Origin of the sequence: Bacillus sp. FSL R10-2780 (assembly GCF_038006125.1) — a bacterium.
Classification (GTDB): domain Bacteria; phylum Bacillota; class Bacilli; order Bacillales; family Bacillaceae_G; genus Bacillus_A; species Bacillus_A cereus_U.
The window spans coordinates 4,624,016-4,642,762 of sequence record NZ_JBBOUQ010000001.1; the positions used below are offsets into that span (position 1 = coordinate 4,624,016).

Here is an 18,747-nt window from a genome sequence, read left to right on the forward strand (position 1 = left end):
GTGATGAGAATGCATATTGAAATGAAGAACATTTCAAAAGCGTTCAGTGGTAATCCTGTTCTAAAAAACGCACAGTTTATGATTGAAACAGGAGAAGTCCATGCATTGATGGGGGAAAACGGAGCGGGGAAATCGACGCTCATGAAGATTCTAACAGGTGTATATAAAAAAGACAGTGGAGCAGTCACAATTGATGGACAAGAACGAGCTTTTAAAAATGCCAAAGAAGCGGAAGAGTACGGTATTGCATTTATCCATCAAGAGTTGAACATATTACCGAATTTAACGGTAGCTGAAAATATGTTTCTTGGAAAAGAGTTAATGTATGGGAAAACGGGCATTTTACGTACGCGTCAAATGAATGCGATTGCCCAGCAGCAATTGGCAGATCTTGGTCTGCATGTGAGAGGTGCTATGCTAGCAGGTGAATTATCAGTTGGACAACAGCAAATTATTGAAATTGCTAAAGCATTAATGACAAATGCGAGCGTTATTATTATGGATGAACCTACAGCGGCATTAACAGATCGCGAAATTGAAACTCTGTTTATTGTTATTAATAAATTACGTAAAGAGGGCGTTTCATTCGTTTATATTTCACACCGGATGGAAGAAATTTTTTCAATATGTGATGCTATTACGATTTTGCGTGATGGAGAATATGTAGGGAAAAGATTAATTCCGGAGACATCATTTGATGAAGTAGTTAGCATGATGGTGGGCCGCAGTATTGGTGAACGTTATCCAGAACGAAATAGTCAAATTGGCGAAGTGATTTTTGAAATGCGTAACGGAACGAAAAAGGGGAAATTTGAAAATGTTTCGTTTCAAGTTAGAAAAGGTGAAATCCTTGGTGTTGCGGGCTTGATGGGAGCTGGTCGCACGGATATTATGAAAGCAATATTTGGATATGAACCACTTGATTCAGGACAAATTTTTATGAATGGACAAGAAGTGAAAATTGATAGTCCAATTGATGCGATTAGACAACGAATTGCCTTTATTACAGAGGATAGAAAATCTGAAGGGCTTGTGTTAGATTTTTCGATTCGTGAAAATTTAGCTTTACCAAATTTAGAAAGTCTTTCAAAGGGAAGCGTTGTTAATAAAGGTTTAGAACAGCAATTTACAGAGGATATGATGAAGCTTCTTAATGTGAAAGCAGCAAACGGAGAGCAAGCTGTAAAATCTCTTTCTGGTGGAAATCAGCAAAAGATTGTAATTGCAAAATGGTTAGGTATTCATCCGCAGTTACTCATTTTAGATGAACCAACGAGAGGTGTAGATGTTGGGGCTAAAAAAGAAATTTACTCTATTATGAATAAGCTTACCGAGCAAGGAGATTCCGTTATTATGGTATCGTCTGAGCTTCCAGAAGTTTTAGGAATGAGTGATCGTGTTCTCGTCATTCATGAGGGGAAAATCGGTGGTATTTTAGAGAAAGATCAGGCATCGCAAGAGTCTATTATGGCACTAGCTACAGGGGGAGAGTAAGATATGGCTAAGAAGGGGAATGTATTACAACAACTTGGTTCTTTAATTGGATTAGTATTAATTATCGTAGTAATTACAGCTTTAAATCCAGCATTTATTGAAATTCCAAATTTATTTAATATACTGCGCCAAGTATCGATTAATGCACTCATTGCATTTGGAATGACCTTCGTTATTTTAACAGGGGGTATTGACTTATCGGTAGGTTCTATTTTAGCATTATCAAGTGCACTTGTTGCCGGAATGATGGCAAGTGGCATGGATCCTTTCCTTGCAATGGTAGTTGGATTATTAGCAGGTCTTGCAATGGGAATTATAAACGGTATCATTATTGCGAAGGGAAAAGTAGCTCCGTTTATTGCAACTTTAGCAACAATGACTATTTTTCGCGGGTTGACGCTTGTTTATATGGACGGACGTCCGATCACTGGTCTTGGTGATCATTTAATGTTCCAAATGTTTGGCCGTGGTTATTTCCTTGGTATTCCTGTGCCAGCCGTTACAATGATGATCGCTTTTGCAGTACTGTACTTTATTTTAAAGAAAACAACGTTTGGTCGCCGTACGTTTGCGATTGGTGGAAATGAAGAAGCGGCAGCTTTATCTGGTATTAATGTTACGAGAATTAAAGTAATGATTTACGGTCTTTCCGGAATTTTGGCAGCGCTTGCAGGTATTGTCTTAACATCAAGATTAGATTCTGCACAGCCGACTGCTGGTACTTCTTACGAATTAGATGCAATTGCTGCAGTTGTGTTAGGAGGAACGAGTCTTTCAGGTGGAAGAGGATGGATTGTTGGTACATTCATCGGTGTGCTTATTATTGGTGTACTAAATAACGGTTTAAATTTATTAGGTGTATCTTCTTTCTTCCAACAAGTTGTAAAAGGACTTGTAATCTTACTAGCTGTACTAATTGATCGTCGAAAAGAAGCGTAATGGAGGGGCAATTCATGAAAAAATGGTTACTGATACTCGTTGCATGCATCATGGTAGTTACTGCTGGTTGTTCAATGGAACCACCAGATTGGGCAAAGGATTCTAGCGATAAAGGTCGAAATAAAACTATTAAAGTTGGATTTTCTGTTTCCACTTTAAATAATCCATTTTTCGTCACGTTGAAAAAAGGTGCAGAAAAGAAAGCAAAAGATAGTGGCATTGAACTAATTGCTGTTGATGCACAAAATGATGCAGCGAAGCAAACAAACGATGTTGAAGATTTAATTCAAAAAGGTGTCGATGTAGTTGTTATTAACCCAACTGACTCAGATGCCGTTGCTTCAGCGGTAAGTGCAGCTAATGCAGCCAATGTTCCTGTTATTACAGTAGACCGAGTTGCGAATTCAGGTAAAGTTGTTTCTCACATTGCTTCTAACAATGTCGAAGGTGGTCAAATGGCTAGTGATTACATTCGGGAATTAGTTGGTGAAGGAACAAATGTTGCTGAGTTAGAAGGAATCCCTGGATCGTCTGCTGCTCGTGAGCGTGGGAAAGGATTCCATAACGTAGCTGATAAGTCTTTAAAAGTAGTAGCAAAACAAGCAGCTGATTTCGATCGTGCAAAAGGGTTATCCGTTATGGAAAATATTTTGCAAGCAAATAGCGATATAAAAGCAGTGTTTGCTCATAACGATGAAATGGCATTAGGCGCACTTGAGGCGTTGAAATCTGCTGGCAAAACGGACGTAGTCGTTGTTGGATTTGATGCAACGGACGATGCTGTAAAAGCGGTTAAAGATGGGCGCATGGCAGCAACAGTCGCTCAAAAACCGGAATTAATCGGAGAGAAGGCGATGGAAACAGCGAAAGAAATAACACAAGGTAAAAAAGTGGACAAATTTGTTCCGATTGAATTAGAGCTTATTAAGAAAAAATAAATAAATATAAAATGAAAATTAGGAAGGAAGAATAACAAATGAAATTTTTTATTGATACAGCAAACATTAACGAAATTAAAGAGGCAAATGCATTAGGTGTAGTAGCTGGAGTAACGACAAATCCATCACTTGTAGCAAAAGAAGGCGTAGATTTCCATGAGCGTATTCGTGAAATTTGCAGCTTTATTGAAGGACCTGTAAGCGCAGAAGTAATTAGCTTAGAAGCTGATAAAATGATTGAAGAAGGAAAAGAGTTAGCAAAAATCGCTCCAAACGTTGTTGTAAAAGTTCCAATGACAACAGAAGGCTTAAAAGCAGTAAAAGCATTCTCAGATTTAGGAATTCGTACAAACGTTACATTAGTATTCTCAGCAGTGCAAGCATTACTTGCAGCTCGCGCTGGTGCGACATACGTTTCACCGTTCTTAGGTCGCTTAGATGATATCGGTCATAACGGTATGGACTTAATTCGCCAAATCGCAGAAATCTTTGCAATTCACGGCATTGAAACAGAAATCATTGCAGCATCTGTACGTCACAGTGTTCACGTAACAGAAGCAGCATTAAACGGTTCACATATTGCAACAATCCCAGCAAACGTAATCGCTTCATTAGTGAAGCACCCATTAACAGATCAAGGAATTGAGAAATTCTTAGCTGATTGGGAAAAAACACAAGAGAAATAATACGAAATAGAGAACCCGAGTTTAATTAACTTGGGTTCTTTTTTTTGTTTGAAAGAATTTTCATGCAATTGTGCATATTGTCTTTTAAATTTTTAATATAAGCTATTTAATATATAACAAATCACTCTTTATTTTTCACATTTCGACATAAAAAGATAGAGGGCCTGACCAGAAAACTGGAGGGCATGATTCTATAACAGAAAGCTTATTGCTTATAGAATCATGTCTTTTATTATACAAGGGAGGATAGATTACGTGTTTTTATCTGAAGTTTAAGATTGATACAAGGGGATGATTAAAATGAGAAAAAAAGCGCCATTTAAAGTGTTGTCATCATTAACGATCGCGACATTCATCGGATGCTCAGCTGTAATGAGTGCTCCGTTAGCATACGCAGAAACGCCAGCAAAAGAAAGTGTGTCTACAACGCCAATTGATCATAACTTAATTCAAGAAGATCGTTTAGCGGAAGCGCTGAAAGAAAGAGGAACAATTAATCCAGCATCATCAAAAGAAGAGACAAAAAAGGCTGTAGAGCAATATATTGAAAAGAAACAAGGGGATCAGGCAAATAAAGAAATTCTTCCAGATGATGCTGCTCAAGAAGCATCTGATTTCGTGAAAAAGGTAAAAGAGAAAAAGATGGAAGAAAAGGAAAAAGTAAAGAAAGCTGAAAAAAATGTTAGCCCTGAGCAAAAGCCAGAGCCAAATAAAAAGCAATTAGATGGGAAAGTTCCAACTTCTAAGGCGAAACAAGCTCCATATAGTGGATCTGTTCGCAATGATAAAGTGTTAGTGTTACTCGTTGAATTTAGTGATTATAAACATAATAATATTGAACAAATACCAGGTTATATGTATTCGAAAGATTTTAGTAGAGACCATTATCAAAAAATGTTATTTGGTAATGAACCTTACACATTATTTGATGGTTCGAAAGTAAAAACATTTAAACAATATTATGAAGAGCAGTCTGGCGGTAGTTATACGACAGACGGATATGTAACGGAGTGGCTAACTGTCCCAGGCAAAGCATCTGATTACGGAGCTGATGGTAGCAGTGGTCATGATAATAAAGGACCAAAAGGTGCACGTGATTTAGTGAAGGAAGCTTTACAAGCAGCTGCTGAGAAAGGGTTAGATTTATCTCAATTTGATCAATTCGATAGATATGATACAAATGGTGATGGGAATCAAAATGAATCTGACGGTGTAATTGATCATTTAATGGTAATCCATGCTGGTGTTGGTCAAGAAGCTGGTGGCGGTAAATTAGGTGATGATGCGATTTGGTCACATCGTTCAAAATTAGCAAGAGATCCAGTAGCGATTGAAGGTACAAAATCAAAGGTAGATTATTGGGATGGAAAAGTAGCAGCGCATGATTACACAATTGAACCAGAAGACGGTGCAGTAGGTGTGTTTGCACATGAATTTGGACATGACCTTGGTTTACCGGATGAATATGATACGAAGTATACTGGAACTGGATCACCAGTCGAAGCTTGGTCATTGATGAGTGGAGGTAGCTGGACAGGGAAAGTCGCAGGAACAGAGCCAACTAGTTTTTCTCCACAAAATAAAGACTTTTTACAAAAGAATATGGGCGGCAGCTGGGCGAAAATTTTAGAAGTAGATTACGATAAAATTAAGCGTGGTGTAGGAGTTCCTACATATATTGATCAAAGTGTTACAAAATCAAATCGTCCAGGTATAGTACGTGTCAATTTACCAGATAAGAGTATCGAAACAATTAAGCCTGGGTTTGGAAAACAGGCATACTATAGTACAAGAGGCGATGATATTCATACGAAATTAGAAACACCGTTCTTTGATTTAACGAAGGGAACAAATGCAAAGTTTGATTATAAGGCGAATTATGAATTAGAAGCTGAGTGTGATTTCATCGAAGTACATGTTGTAACTGAAGATGGAACAAAAACATTGATTGATAGATTAGGAGAAAAGATAGTACAAGATGATAAAGATACAACAGATGGGAAATGGATTGATAAATCATACGATTTAAGTCAGTTCAAAGGGAAGAAAGTTAAACTACAATTCGACTATATTACAGATCCAGCTTTAACATATAAAGGTTTTGCAATGGATAATGTAAATGTAATAGTTGATGGACAAGTAGTATTTTCAGATGATGCAGAAGGACAATCTAAAATGAAGTTAAATGGATTCGTTATTTCTGATGGGACAGAAAAGAAGCCCCATTATTATTATCTAGAGTGGAGAAACTATGCTGGGTCAGATAATGGATTAAAAGCGGGAAGAGGTCCGGTGTATAATACAGGTCTTGTCGTTTGGTATGCAGATGATAGCTTCAAAGATAACTGGGTTGGGGTGCATCCAGGTGAAGGATTCCTTGGTGTTGTTGACTCTCATCCAGAAGCGTTAGTTGGCAATCTAAACGGGAAACCAGCGTACGGTAATACTGGAATGCAAATTGCAGATGCTGCATTTTCATTTGATCAAACGCCAACATGGAGTGCAAATTCATTAACACGTGGACAATTTAATTATACTGCATTACAAGGTGTTACAACATTTGATGATTCAAAAGTATACAGCAACAAACAAATTGCTGACGCAGGACGCAAAGTTCCAAACCTTGGTCTTAAATTCCAAGTTGTTGGACAAGCAGATGATAAGTCTGCAGGTGCTGTTTGGATTAGACGTTAATAAAATAAAATAAAATAAAATAAAAGCACATTCTTCATATGAAGAGTGTGCTTTTATATTTGTACAGTAAGTTATTATTTTAGCTTGTGTAATACAACTGTTTATCTATATGTAGTGTATCAAATTATGTGGGGAAAGGAAATATTTCCGAGGAAATTGTCGAAGTATCGTTGGTATTTATAAACTTTCTTTTTAAAAGAAGAGATGTAGCATTGCTTTTACAGTGCAATTTATTTACATTGTTATTTGGCTATACACAAAAGTAATATATTAGGCGAAAAAAGAGCTCTATTGGATAGAGCTCCTTTTTAATGACAGAAAGGAGTGAGTTATAAATGAAAGAAACAATTGCATGTCCACAATGTGAAGAGATTATTACTGCACAACATATTATCGATATCCCACATCCTTTTTCATTAAGGTGTCCGCATTGTAAGGTAAAGCTGAAAGAAATGAGGATAACACCATGTTTAATATTAGCGGCAATTTGTATTATCCCACTGTTTATTATTATTGGAGAGAGTATTAAAGAATTGCTAGGAAAACATTTTTCTATTGTAGATCATGTACCAACCGTACTTATTTTCTTCTTATTTTGTTATCCGTTGTATTATTTCTATGAAAAATATAATGCCATATTATTCATTAAATATGGTTTGTTGAAAGTTAAAAGTTGAATTGAATAGGAGATTATCATTATGTTGTGGAAAATTTATTTAGTAATTGTAGCGATATTAGCTATTACTTCGTTAGTAAGAGGGATGTTTCAAACACCGATTCAAAAGTTTGATTTTGTAGTGTCTATTATTACATGGATAGGACTATTTGGATTTGTTTTTGATGTACAAATATTGACGCCGATCGTTTGGTAATGCATCTTTGTGTTTAGCATCATTTGGACTTTAACTGCAGTTTTTGTTTTACGATTATATGAAGAGAAAGATGAGCCATTACCTTTTATATTTAAATTAATTGGCATTATCCCAACTTTTCCGTTATATTACGGATTATATCAATATGCATTTTAAAAAAAAGACAATGATGGAATTAACCCATCATTGTCTTTTTTACTTTGCTTCTTACATAAATCATTCCGGCAAATGTTAATAAGAATGCTGTTCCGATAACAAAGCTAGCGCTAGGAGATGCTCCGATTGCTCCGACTGTAAAGGAGCCAGCAACAACTCCTAACGAGAAGAATGCATAAAACAATCCGAATGCTTTCCCTCGGTTACCATCTGTTGTATTTTCAACAAGTAAAGCATTAATTGCTGGGAAGAGGATAGCGAATCCAATTCCATAAATCATCATAACGATAAAGAGCATGCCTTTTGTTGCAAATAATCCGAGTAAAGATAACGCTAGTGCCATTACTGCAATCCCGATTAGCATTAGTTTTGAACGATTAAATCGATCGTAAATGCGATTTGTTGGCAGTAAGAAGAAGAGGATAGCGGTAATTCCGAATACACTTAACATCATGCCTGTTGTAGATGCTTTAAGTGCTAACGCCTCAACTTTTACTGGTAACATATAAGTGACAATCCCTTGTGAAAACATTAGTGTGAAAGCACCAATATATGCTTGTAATAAAGGTTCAGATCTCAATAGTTCAATCATATCTTCTTTGTTCATCATTTGTGTTCTTGATGTATCTTTCCTTGATACGTTATTTGGTAAGAAGAATAGAGATACGATTGTACCAAGGACCATTAAAATAGAAATGGTAATGAACACCCACTCTATACCAGCTGTTGCTTTCATAATGCCGCTGAAAGCAGGTCCTACGATTGCCGCTGTTCCAACAGCAGCACCAGATAGAGCCATTGCCTTACCTTGCCTTGCTGAATTTGTTTGTTTTGATAAAAACGTAAAGGCAGCAGGAATTAAAAATCCGTCACTAAAACCGTGCATAAAGCGCACAACTAATAGTTGTTCACCACTTTGAACAACGGTGTATAACAAGACTATGAAACTCGTAATTCCCATGCTTATATAAAGGATTTTTTTTGCACCAAATTTATCAACAGCGGCTCCAGCAATAATATTACCGATCATATTAGCGAATGAGTACATACCGACAACTAGCCCGATAACAAGAGGGGTTCCTCCAAGGCTTTGAGCGAAAGTACTCATAATAGGTAATTGTGAAAATGTATCTAAAAACGCTACGATAACAATAAAGTAAATAAAATATTTCAAGCGATATTCACCTCTCCTATGCTATTATGGCATAATGCTAATTTCAACCGCAATGAAATTGAATTAACAGATGTGGAAAAAAGTACAAAGTGACAAAATATTGAACGTTATTTGTTAAAAATTAGTGAAAATGAGATTGTTTTTTGAAATATATGGATAAAAGTATTATAATAGATTTGTAAACTTCATCAGGTTAAGTATATACATAGAGAGGGATGTATAAAATGAAAGCATTACTTTGGCATAACCAATATGATGTACGAGTAGAAGAAGTACCAGAACCAACTGTAAGACCAGGAGCAGTGAAAATTAAAGTTAAATGGTGTGGTATCTGCGGGACAGACCTGCATGAATATTTAGCAGGTCCTATTTTTATTCCAACAGAAGAACATCCATTAACACACGTAAAAGCACCGGTTATTTTAGGTCATGAGTTTAGTGGTGAGGTAGTAGAAATTGGTGAAGGAGTTACATCTCATAAAGTGGGAGACCGCGTTGTTGTAGAACCAATTTATTCTTGTGGTAAATGTGAAGCTTGTAAACATGGACATTACAATGTTTGTGAACAACTTGTTTTCCACGGTCTTGGTGGAGACGGCGGTGGTTTCTCTGAATATACAGTAGTACCAGAAGATATGGTTCATCATATTCCAGATGAAATGACGTATGAACAAGGTGCGCTTGTAGAACCAGCAGCAGTAGCAGTTCATGCAGTACGTCAAAGTAAATTAAAAGAAGGGGAAGCTGTAGCAGTATTTGGTTGTGGTCCAATTGGACTTCTTGTTATCCAAGCAGCTAAAGCAGCAGGAGCAACTCCTGTTATCGCAGTGGAACTTTCTAAAGAACGTCAAGAGCTAGCTAAATTAGCAGGTGCTGATTACGTATTAAATCCAGCAACTCAAGATGTACTAGCAGAAATTCGTAACTTAACAAATGGTTTAGGTGTAAATGTTAGCTTTGAAGTAACAGGTGTTGAAGTTGTACTTCGTCAAGCAATTGAAAGTACAAGCTTTGAAGGCCAAACTGTAATTGTTAGTGTGTGGGAAAAAGATGCGAAAATTACTCCGAACAACCTTGTATTAAAAGAAAAAGAAGTTATCGGTATTCTTGGATATCGTCATATATTCCCAGCTGTTATTAAATTAATTAGCTCTGGCCAAATTCAAGCAGAGAAATTAATTACGAAAAAAATTACAGTGGACCAAGTTGTTGAAGAAGGCTTTGAAGCACTTGTAAAAGATAAAAAACAAGTGAAAATTCTTGTTTCACCTAAATAATATATAATAGAAGAAAGTAGCCCTTTTCTAGAAATAGAAAAGGGCTACTTTTTTTCTATACTGAAAGGTGATAGACTTTCCTTTAACTAAAGGTATTTTTGTTTGGAAGGGGAAGTCCAATGCTTTCATTTATGTTGACATTGAAACGGATGTTAAGAGCCTGTTTACGAGCATGGAAAGATAAAGAGTTTCAAGTGTTATTCGTATTAACAATTTTGACATTAACATCGGGGACGATTTTTTATAGTACAGTTGAAGGATTACGTCCTCTTGACGCTTTATATTTTAGTGTGGTCACGTTGACGACTGTCGGTGATGGGAATTTTAGTCCGCAAACTGATTTTGGAAAGGTATTTACGATCTTATACATATTTATCGGGATTGGATTAGTGTTTGGATTTATTCATAAATTGGCAGTTAACGTGCAACTGCCAAGTATATTATCGAAAAGAAAAAAAGAGTAGAGCGGTTAATCGCTTTACTCTTTTTTTACATTAGTTTAGAAAATTATTTGCAGTAGCTTAACAATACTTTATTACAATGTAAGTGTATTCATTCATTACATTCACTATGTATAAAGTTATAGTAATATGAACATTTGCATATTTTAATTTATTGATAGAAATTTTGTGAAAGGTGGGATATTCTAGTCATAGGTTAACCGGAAGACATCATAGGATCCTAAAAAAATATGAACAATAATTCAATTATAAAATGGAGGATTTCAGATGAAAAAGAAAGTTCTTGCTTTAGCAGCAGCTATTACGTTAGTAGCGCCATTACAAAGCGTTGCATTTGCTCATGAAAACGATGGAGGACAGAGAGTTGGAGTTATTCCGCGCTGGTCTGCTGAAGATAAGCATAAAGAAGGCGTAAACTCTCATTTATGGATTGTAAACCGTGCAATGGATATTATGTCTCGTAATACAACACTTGTAAAACAAGATCAAGTTGCACTATTAAATGAATGGCGTACGGAGTTAGAGAACGGTATTTATGCTGCTGACTATGAAAATCCTTATTATGATAATAGCACATTTGCTTCACACTTCTATGACCCTGACAATGGAAAAACTTATATTCCATTTGCAAAGCAGGCAAAGGAAACTGGAGCTAAATATTTCAAATTAGCAGGTGAGTCATACAAAAATAAAGATATGAAACAAGCATTCTTCTATTTGGGGTTATCTCTTCATTATTTAGGGGATGTAAATCAACCGATGCATGCAGCAAACTTTACAAATCTTTCGTATCCACAAGGGTTCCATTCTAAATATGAAAACTTTGTAGATACGATAAAAGATAATTATAAAGTAACGGATGGAAATGGATATTGGAACTGGAAAGGTACAAATCCAGAAGATTGGATTCATGGAGCGGCAGTAGTTGCGAAACAAGATTACTCTGGCATTGTAAATGATAATACGAAAGATTGGTTCGTGAAAGCAGCTGTATCACAAGAATATGCAGATAAATGGCGCGCTGAAGTTACACCAATGACAGGTACGCGATTAATGGATGCACAACGTGTTACTGCTGGATACATCCAGCTTTGGTTTGATACGTACGGAAATCGTTAAATATTTGAAAAAGGTCAAATCTCAGAATAGAGTATTTGGCCTTTTTATCACTACACAGTACATGGAGGTATGAAACGTGAAAGGTAAATTGCTAAAAGGTTTACTTAGCTTTGGTATTGGTTTAGGAGCTTTATATAGTGGATCTTCAGCTCAAGCAGAAATGTCTACAAATCAAAATGATACGTTAAAAGTAATGACCCATAATGTATATATGTTATCAACGAATTTATATCCAAACTGGGGACAAAATGAGCGTGCGGATTTAATTGGGGCAGCGGATTATATGAAAAATCAAGATGTTGTTATATTAAATGAAGTATTTGATAATAACGCTTCGAATCATTTGTTAGGGAATTTAAAGAAAGAATATCCAAACCAAACAGCGGTATTAGGTCGTAGTAACGGAAACGAATGGGATAAAACGTTAGGTAACTATTCATCTTCGACCCCTGAAGATGGCGGTGTAGCTATTGTAAGTAAATGGCCAATTGTTGAAAAGATTCAATATGTATTCGAAAAAGGCTGTGGACCAGATAACTTATCAAATAAAGGATTTGTATACACAAAAGTTAAGAAAAATGATCGTTTTGTGCATGTAATTGGGACTCATTTACAAGCTGAAGATAGTATGTGTGGAAAAACTTCGCCAGCATCTGTACGTACAAAACAGCTACAAGAAATTCAAGAGTTTATTAAAAATAAAAATATACCAAATAACGATTATGTGTTAATTGGTGGTGATATGAATGTGAATAAAATAAATGCTGAGAACAATAGTGACTCAGAGTACGCATCCATGTTCAAAACATTGCACGCTTCTATTCCATCTTATACTGGACATACAGCAACTTGGGATGCGACGACAAACAGTATTGCGAAATATAACTTCCCCGATAGCCCTGCCGAGTATTTAGATTATATTATTACAAGTAAGGACCATGCTAATCCATCGTATATAGAGAATAAGGTGTTACAGTCGAAATCGCCACAATGGTCTGTTACGTCATGGTTCAAAAAATATACATATGCTGAGTATTCTGATCATTATCCAGTAGAGGCGACTATTTCTATGAAGTAGAGTTGCCTTAAAAAAGTTTCTTCGTAAAGAAGAAACTTTTTTTATTTGAAAACAGGAAAATCATTCTTTCTTTCCAATATGTATAAGACATATATAGAAGAGGAGAGAAAAATGTGGATAGAGGAATTTTTAAGGAAGTCCCATTACCGTGTGCATTTTTAGATGAAGTGGCTTTAGAGAGGAATATTCAATCGATTATAGAGTTAAGTGGAGATAAGAAGATTCGTATAGCGAGTAAATCATTACGCTCTGTTCCAATTATGAAAAAGATTTTAGCTGCAAATAATCGGTTTCAAGGTATTATGTGTTTTTCTCCTAGAGAAGCTTTGTTTTTAATTGAACAAGGATTTAATGATTTATTGCTCGGATATCCTGCTTATGATGAAAGAGCTTTATATGAAATTAGTTTGCTAACAAAGCAAGGGCTCATTATAACTTGTATGGTGGATTGTGAAGACCATATTACTTATCTAGAAAAAATTGCTGAGAAGTCTAAAGGGTGTTTTCGCGTTTGTTTGGATATTGATATGAGTAGTCGTTTTTTGAAATTTCATTTTGGTGTAAAAAGATCCCCGGTAAAAGATGTGCAGAGCGCTTTGAAAATAGTAGAAAAGGTGAAGGGCTCATCATATTTAATACTAGATGGTGTAATGGGATATGAAGCTCAAATTGCCGGGGTGGGGGATCATATACCGAATCAATGGATGAAAAGTAAAGTGGTTTCGTATTTAAAGAAGAAATCAGTGTTAGAAATTAACGAAAGAAGAGGGAATATCGTAAAAGAAATACACAACTTGGGCATTGAACTAAGGTTTGTAAATGGGGGCGGAACGGGAAGTATAAAAACAACCGTTCAAGATAAATCAGTGACAGAGATTACTGTAGGATCCGCTTTTTACTCTCCTAAACTATTTGATTATTATAAAGAAGTGAAATTTCAGCCAGCCGTTGGATTTGCTTTACCAGTTGTGCGTAAACCGGCTCCGTTTATTTATACTTGCCTAGGTGGCGGATATATTGCCTCAGGTGCAGTTGGTAAAGATAAAGAGCCTGAGGTTTGGCGACCGGGTGGTGCAAAACTATTAGCTTTAGAAGGTGCTGGTGAAGTGCAAACGCCAATTTTTTATAACGGTGAGGAACGAGTGGATATAGGAGATTCTATCTTGTTTCGTCATAGTAAAGCTGGAGAGTTATGTGAGCGTTTTCCTGGTTTGTATCGCATTAAACAAGGGGAAATTGTTGGAGAGTATTCAACATATCGGGGGGATGGACAATGCTTTCTATAAAGGGACAAAAATGGAGAAATTGGACAGGGAATGTAGAAGGAACACCGCATTATACGATGTATCCAAAAAGTATACAAGATGTAGTAGAAGTTGTGGGGCTTGCACGAAAAAAAGGAAAGAAAATTCGTGTTGTCGGTTCAGGGCATTCTTTTACACCTCTCGTGCAAACGGAAGAAATTTTAGTTTCTTTAGATGAATTGAAGGGTATTGGGAATATTGATGCAGAGAAGATGACTGTTGAAGTGTGGGCGGGAACAAAGTTACATGATTTAGGGAAGTTACTTCAGGAAAAAGGTTGTGCGCAAGAAAATTTAGGGGATATTGATTCACAATCTATTGCGGGAGCGATTAGTACGGGAACTCATGGGACGGGTGTTACATTTGGGAGTTTATCAACACAAGTTATAGAGATCACGGCAGTTTTATCAACAGGTGAGAGTATAGTTTGTTCAGAAACCGAAAACGCCGAATATTGGAAAGCATTTCAGTTGTCGCTTGGAATGCTAGGTATTATTGTAAAGATAAAATTGAAGGTTATCCCAGCGTATTCTCTCGTTTATGAAAGCGAAAAACAGTCATTAACTACTGTAATGAACAAGCTAGAAGAATATAAGAAGAATCGTCATTTTGAATTTTTCGTTTTTCCTTATTCAGATGAAGTGCAAGTGAAATTTACAAACGAAACAACGAGTAAAGAAAGTGATTTGAAATGGCATAAACTAAAGGTGGAGTTACTTGAAAATAGGATGTTCTCTTTGTTATCTAAAGGGTGTAAATGGTTTCCTTCTATAAGTAAAGGAGTAAGCCGATTATCAGCTAAGGCTGTACCAAACACGAAAATAATTGGCGTAAGCTATGAAGTGTTCGCTACATCACGTACAGTTCCATTTTATGAAATGGAGTATAGTGTTCCTTCAAAGTATATGAGGACTGTTGTAGAAGAAATTTCAAATCTTATTGAAAAGAAAAAGTATAAGGTACACTTCCCTATTGAATGCCGTTATGTGAAAGGTGATGATATATGGCTCAGTCCAGCGTACGGAAGAGATTCAGCGTATATTGCTGTTCATATGTATAAAGGTATGAAGTATGCCGCTTATTTTGGTGAAGTGGAGAAAATTTTTCTAAAGTATGAAGGGCGCCCACATTGGGGGAAAATGCATACGTTAACGTACGAAAAATTACAAAATATATATCCAGAATTGCATTCGTTTCTAAAAATGAGGAAGTCACTAGATGAAACAGGAATGTTTTTAAGCCCTTATACAGAAAAGTTATTTACGAGTATGAAAAAAAGCTGACAAATTATTATTTGTCAGCTTTTTTAAGTGTAATTGCATTTCTTGTATGACTAATACGCTCGTAAAATAGTAATTTATCACTGCTAAATACATGTAATAAAACATGAATAATAAATAGCCCGTTAATTACAAATTGGAATAACAGTATAACTAGTAATACTAAAGGCTCTGTATGATTTAAAATAGAGCTACTAGAAAGAATGTAATTGATTCCACCTAAAATGAAATAGAATATACCATAACGAATGAATAATTCCTTCATTGTAATATGTTCTGATTTTCCTTTAACGTAAATACGAAGCAATGCTTTCCCAATTGTTTTTCCGTTCGTAAAGTATGGAATGATAATAAAGTAAATTAAGATTGAACATGCAATGAAAAGGAGTTCGTATACATTTGTATAAGATTGGATGTTAGAAATAAATAGTGAGTTCCCTTTGTTTTTAATGAAAGGTACAACGATAGATAAGAAAATCCAATCAATTTGCATAGCAATGAGACGACGAACGAATCCAACTGGTTTCGTTTCTAAATCAATATGACTATCTAACTCGCTCGCTTTCGGAAGGAAGTACGTAAATATTGGTGCGATAATAAAACCAATGATTCCTCCTAATGTATTTAAAAACAAATCGTCTATATCGAATAGGCGATAGGCACAATTATATATACCGTATAATCCAGTCACCTGTGTTAGCTCGAAAAATAGTGAAAGACAAAAAGAAATACAAATAGTCTGTAAGAAACTACGTCGGAAATAATAACGTAAGTAAATACCGAATGGAACGGTTAATAGAACGTTAAAAGCAACTTGTAAAAATGCAGATTCTTTTAATAACAAGAAATAAGTAGTTGGTTTCGTTAAAATTGCCGATGTATGGTTACTAATCTCTTGTATGAAATAAAATGGTGAGAGTTGCATATGCTGTGTATTAGCGGGTTGTAGGCTACAAGTATCATACGTTTGTGGTAACGGCAAAATAACAAGAAAATAGGCATTTAATAAGTAAAGTAATAATGAGTATAAAATAAATGAGCGCCATTTATTTAAATAACCGTATTTTCGATAATTAAATATTAAAAAAGGAATTAATAGAAACATTGCTAAAATAGGAAATAAAATAAAAGCTGTTTTTACTGGAAATAAATATGCAGTCAAAATGAAGCTCCTTTCAATGAAATTTCGTTTATCATTATAGCGCTTAAAAGAATTTAAAACAAAGTTGAAATAGCTCGAAATAGAAAAAATTACAAATTTTATCGAAATTAAGTTATATTAAATCTAATATAAGGATATTGTGATTGTATAAGTTGAGAGAGGGTACTAGATATGCGATATGAGCTTTTTTCGGTAAGCGGGGATCATATTACAACTTTTGAAAGCACATGGCGTTTTCAGGAGGGGGAACAGATTTTTGTTCATGATGATAATACAAAACGAAATTTTATTATTATTCGCTTAACACATGATTTATTTCAAAAAAATACACATGTTATTCGCTTGTATTGTCAGGAAAAGAAAGTTTATGCATAAGGAAAAACCTCTTACTGTATGAGGGCAGTAAGAGGTTTTTTATCCCGCTATTTGTGGGCAGTAAAACTCCCACCTCAAAATTCAGTTGGAGCAAAGAAGTTAGGTGGGAGCCCTGCTGCCCGTAAACGCCCGATTGGTGCGGGCTAATAATCAGTGGGGGATGAACAAAACCCCCACTGATTAAAGTTTCACTTTATAAGAAAATGATAGTTAGCACACCTACGATAATACAGTAGAAAGAGAAATATTTTAAATTTCCTTTTGCCATAATGTTCATAAACCATTTTAATGAAATATATGTCATGACAAATGTTGCGATGAAAGCAACAATATAAGGTACAAATAATGTATCTAAATTTGGATCGTTTGCAATGTCTGTAATACTTAACAATAAACCACCTAAGCTAACAGGAATGTATAGTAAGAATGAGAAGCGAAGAGCTGTTTCTTGCTTCATACCAAGTAACATTGCTGCTACGATTGTAGCACCTGACCTGCTTATACCAGGAATTAGTGCGCAAGCTTGTGCTAATCCGATGATGATTGCATCTTTCATAGAAAGATCGCCATCATTTTTACGTCCACGTAAGTTTCTAATAATCCAAAGGCCGATAGCAGTAATGAGAAGGGAAATCCCAACCATCTTCACACCTTTTAAGTACTGATCGATATAATCTTTAAATAAAATACCAATAACACCTGCTGGAATGGTTGCAATAACAAGGTAAATAATAAAGAAGAAATCTGATTTTGCGTCTTCTGCTCTTGTAAATATATAAGATAGACCATTCTTCGTTAGACGAATTAAATCATTTCTATAAATAAGTAATACAGCTAATAATGAAGCTGAATTAACAAGTAGTTCGAAGCTAAACCCTTCTATTTTTAGTCCTAGCAAATGCTGTGCTAAAACGAGGTGACCGCTTGAAGAAATCGGAATTGGCTCTGTTAGCCCTTGGAACAGACCAAGAATTAAATATTTTAAAATGTAGTAAAATTGTTCCATAATAACCTCCTTGTTTATTAGTCGAAAGAAACAACTTTTCCATTATAGCAAAAGAGAGGATGAATATTGAGAAGAAATAAATATTCGAAATATAATAAAAATCCCTTATACCGGTATAAGGGATTTTTATTATTAATGAGAAGATACTGTTTCTTGAAGACTTTTAGTTAATTGAACATCGACTTTTTCAGCATCATGAATGTGATTCATAATAGTAGTATTTAATTTTTGGAACATTTGCTGTGTATTTGCAAATTCTCGTAATATATCATCATTACAAGATTTTTGGTTTTCGATAGCTTTAATAACATTTGTAGCGCCACTTTGTAATGTTTGAATCATTATTAAAATATTTTCAATTCTAGCGTTAGTATCGGCGCTCATTTCTACACCTTCATCAACTAAATGTAAATTATCTTTTGTATTTTCGTACGCTTTTTCAATTTCCTCTTGGATTTTTTTCGTTAAATTGCCAATGTTTTTTGTACTCTCCGCTGTGCTTTCTGCTAGTTTTCTTACTTCATTGGCAACAACAGCGAATCCTTTTCCATGCTCTCCAGCACGTGCAGCTTCAATACTTGCATTTAACGCTAATAAATTTGTTTGCGCAGCAATGTTTTGAATTACTTCTACAATTTGCTCGATTTCTTTTGAGCGTTCACTTAAATGATTCATACTATTAGACGTGCGCTGAGATTGTTCACCTAATTTATTAATTACAATGAGTAAACG

At 35.4% G+C, this 18,747-nt stretch carries 16 protein-coding genes and 2 pseudogenes; 14 read left to right on the plus strand and 4 right to left on the minus strand.

The annotated features are described in order from the left end of the window. Positions 1 to 9 precede the first annotated feature (9 nt). The 7 genes and pseudogenes from rbsA (at position 10) to NSQ47_RS23990 (ending at position 7,779) form a co-directional block, all read left to right on the plus strand. On the plus strand, positions 10 to 1,494 hold the full coding sequence (gene rbsA, locus NSQ47_RS23960; protein WP_002159287.1) for a ribose ABC transporter ATP-binding protein RbsA: 1,485 nt from the start codon (positions 10 to 12) through the stop codon (positions 1,492 to 1,494). Positions 1,495 to 1,497: 3 nt separating this feature from the next. Then, a complete protein-coding gene (locus tag NSQ47_RS23965) occupies positions 1,498 to 2,433 on the plus strand; it encodes an ABC transporter permease subunit (RefSeq protein ID WP_002114125.1) in 936 nt (311 codons plus the stop codon). 14 nt (positions 2,434 to 2,447) lie between these two features. Further along, positions 2,448 to 3,371 carry a ribose ABC transporter substrate-binding protein RbsB gene (rbsB, locus tag NSQ47_RS23970; RefSeq protein WP_002159286.1) on the plus strand — a complete coding sequence of 308 codons (924 nt, stop codon included), beginning with the start codon at positions 2,448 to 2,450 and terminating at the stop codon, positions 3,369 to 3,371. A gap of 38 nt (positions 3,372 to 3,409) precedes the next feature. Beyond that, positions 3,410 to 4,057 (plus strand): fructose-6-phosphate aldolase, encoded by a 648-nt coding sequence (gene fsa, locus NSQ47_RS23975; protein WP_000667669.1) that lies wholly within the window; start codon positions 3,410 to 3,412, stop codon positions 4,055 to 4,057. Positions 4,058 to 4,357: 300 nt separating this feature from the next. Next, on the plus strand, positions 4,358 to 6,751 hold the full coding sequence (gene inhA2 / locus NSQ47_RS23980) for a M6 family metalloprotease immune inhibitor InhA2 (RefSeq protein ID WP_341038116.1): 2,394 nt from the start codon (positions 4,358 to 4,360) through the stop codon (positions 6,749 to 6,751). A gap of 335 nt (positions 6,752 to 7,086) precedes the next feature. Beyond that, on the plus strand, positions 7,087 to 7,428 hold the full coding sequence (locus tag NSQ47_RS23985; protein WP_002201770.1) for a hypothetical protein: 342 nt from the start codon (positions 7,087 to 7,089) through the stop codon (positions 7,426 to 7,428). Between the two features lie 21 nt (positions 7,429 to 7,449). Beyond that, positions 7,450 to 7,779 (plus strand): annotated as a pseudogene (locus NSQ47_RS23990) (hypothetical protein). A gap of 19 nt (positions 7,780 to 7,798) precedes the next feature. Here NSQ47_RS23990 and NSQ47_RS23995 read toward each other — a convergent pair. Next, positions 7,799 to 8,953, minus strand: a complete 1,155-nt coding sequence (locus NSQ47_RS23995) for an MFS transporter (protein ID WP_002114139.1) — start codon at positions 8,951 to 8,953, stop codon at positions 7,799 to 7,801. Between the two features lie 224 nt (positions 8,954 to 9,177). Here NSQ47_RS23995 and bdhA point away from each other — a divergent pair, with 224 nt between their 5' ends. The 6 genes from bdhA to NSQ47_RS24025 all read left to right on the plus strand — a co-directional run bounded on the left by bdhA (position 9,178) and on the right by NSQ47_RS24025 (position 15,475). Beyond that, positions 9,178 to 10,230 carry a (R,R)-butanediol dehydrogenase gene (bdhA, locus tag NSQ47_RS24000; protein WP_341038117.1) on the plus strand — a complete coding sequence of 351 codons (1,053 nt, stop codon included), beginning with the start codon at positions 9,178 to 9,180 and terminating at the stop codon, positions 10,228 to 10,230. Between the two features lie 119 nt (positions 10,231 to 10,349). After that, entirely contained in the window at positions 10,350 to 10,694 is a 345-nt protein-coding gene (locus NSQ47_RS24005; RefSeq protein ID WP_002114144.1) for a potassium channel family protein, read from the plus strand. Between the two features lie 264 nt (positions 10,695 to 10,958). Further along, positions 10,959 to 11,810, plus strand: coding sequence for a phospholipase CerA (cerA, locus tag NSQ47_RS24010; protein ID WP_002114146.1), 852 nt, complete (start codon positions 10,959 to 10,961; stop codon positions 11,808 to 11,810). A 76-nt stretch (positions 11,811 to 11,886) separates the two neighbouring features. Beyond that, a complete protein-coding gene (gene sph / locus NSQ47_RS24015) occupies positions 11,887 to 12,888 on the plus strand; it encodes a sphingomyelin phosphodiesterase (RefSeq protein WP_341038119.1) in 1,002 nt (333 codons plus the stop codon). A gap of 113 nt (positions 12,889 to 13,001) precedes the next feature. Further along, positions 13,002 to 14,174, plus strand: coding sequence for an amino acid deaminase/aldolase (locus NSQ47_RS24020; RefSeq protein WP_341038120.1), 1,173 nt, complete (start codon positions 13,002 to 13,004; stop codon positions 14,172 to 14,174). Then, a complete protein-coding gene (locus tag NSQ47_RS24025; protein ID WP_341038121.1) occupies positions 14,162 to 15,475 on the plus strand; it encodes a D-arabinono-1,4-lactone oxidase in 1,314 nt (437 codons plus the stop codon). The genes NSQ47_RS24020 and NSQ47_RS24025 overlap by 13 nt, the downstream gene beginning before the upstream one ends. 7 nt (positions 15,476 to 15,482) lie before the next feature. Here the strand turns inward: NSQ47_RS24025 and NSQ47_RS24030 are convergent, their stop codons facing one another. Then, entirely contained in the window at positions 15,483 to 16,634 is a 1,152-nt protein-coding gene (locus NSQ47_RS24030) for a VanZ family protein (protein WP_078173817.1), read from the minus strand. 171 nt (positions 16,635 to 16,805) lie between these two features. On the opposite strand from NSQ47_RS24030, the gene NSQ47_RS24035 reads away from it, so the two are divergent. Then, a complete protein-coding gene (locus tag NSQ47_RS24035) occupies positions 16,806 to 17,009 on the plus strand; it encodes a hypothetical protein (RefSeq protein ID WP_016103553.1) in 204 nt (67 codons plus the stop codon). 193 nt (positions 17,010 to 17,202) lie between these two features. Here NSQ47_RS24035 and NSQ47_RS24040 read toward each other — a convergent pair whose 3' ends face one another. Both NSQ47_RS24040 and NSQ47_RS28280 read right to left on the minus strand, forming a co-directional pair. Then, positions 17,203 to 18,015: an undecaprenyl-diphosphate phosphatase gene (locus tag NSQ47_RS24040; RefSeq protein WP_078180765.1), complete on the minus strand. Its 813-nt coding sequence runs from the start codon at positions 18,013 to 18,015 to the stop codon at positions 17,203 to 17,205. Positions 18,016 to 18,147: 132 nt separating this feature from the next. Then, positions 18,148 to 18,666: pseudogene (locus NSQ47_RS28280) on the minus strand (methyl-accepting chemotaxis protein); the annotation flags it as partial. Positions 18,667 to 18,747 lie beyond the last annotated feature (81 nt).

What these genes read in the sequence shown, in the direction of transcription:
- rbsA (WP_002159287.1), top strand. Translation starts at nt 10, where the DNA reads ATGCATATTGAAATGAAGAACATTTCAAAAGCGTTCAGTGGTAATCCT.
- NSQ47_RS23965 (WP_002114125.1), top strand. Translation starts at nt 1,498, where the DNA reads ATGGCTAAGAAGGGGAATGTATTACAACAACTTGGTTCTTTAATTGGA.
- rbsB (WP_002159286.1), top strand. Translation starts at nt 2,448, where the DNA reads ATGAAAAAATGGTTACTGATACTCGTTGCATGCATCATGGTAGTTACT.
- fsa (WP_000667669.1), top strand. Translation starts at nt 3,410, where the DNA reads ATGAAATTTTTTATTGATACAGCAAACATTAACGAAATTAAAGAGGCA.
- inhA2 (WP_341038116.1), top strand. Translation starts at nt 4,358, where the DNA reads ATGAGAAAAAAAGCGCCATTTAAAGTGTTGTCATCATTAACGATCGCG.
- NSQ47_RS23985 (WP_002201770.1), top strand. Translation starts at nt 7,087, where the DNA reads ATGAAAGAAACAATTGCATGTCCACAATGTGAAGAGATTATTACTGCA.
- bdhA (WP_341038117.1), top strand. Translation starts at nt 9,178, where the DNA reads ATGAAAGCATTACTTTGGCATAACCAATATGATGTACGAGTAGAAGAA.
- NSQ47_RS24005 (WP_002114144.1), top strand. Translation starts at nt 10,350, where the DNA reads ATGCTTTCATTTATGTTGACATTGAAACGGATGTTAAGAGCCTGTTTA.
- cerA (WP_002114146.1), top strand. Translation starts at nt 10,959, where the DNA reads ATGAAAAAGAAAGTTCTTGCTTTAGCAGCAGCTATTACGTTAGTAGCG.
- NSQ47_RS24025 (WP_341038121.1), top strand. Translation starts at nt 14,162, where the DNA reads ATGCTTTCTATAAAGGGACAAAAATGGAGAAATTGGACAGGGAATGTA.
- NSQ47_RS24035 (WP_016103553.1), top strand. Translation starts at nt 16,806, where the DNA reads ATGCGATATGAGCTTTTTTCGGTAAGCGGGGATCATATTACAACTTTT.
- NSQ47_RS24040 (WP_078180765.1), bottom strand. Translation starts at nt 18,015, where the DNA reads ATGGAACAATTTTACTACATTTTAAAATATTTAATTCTTGGTCTGTTC.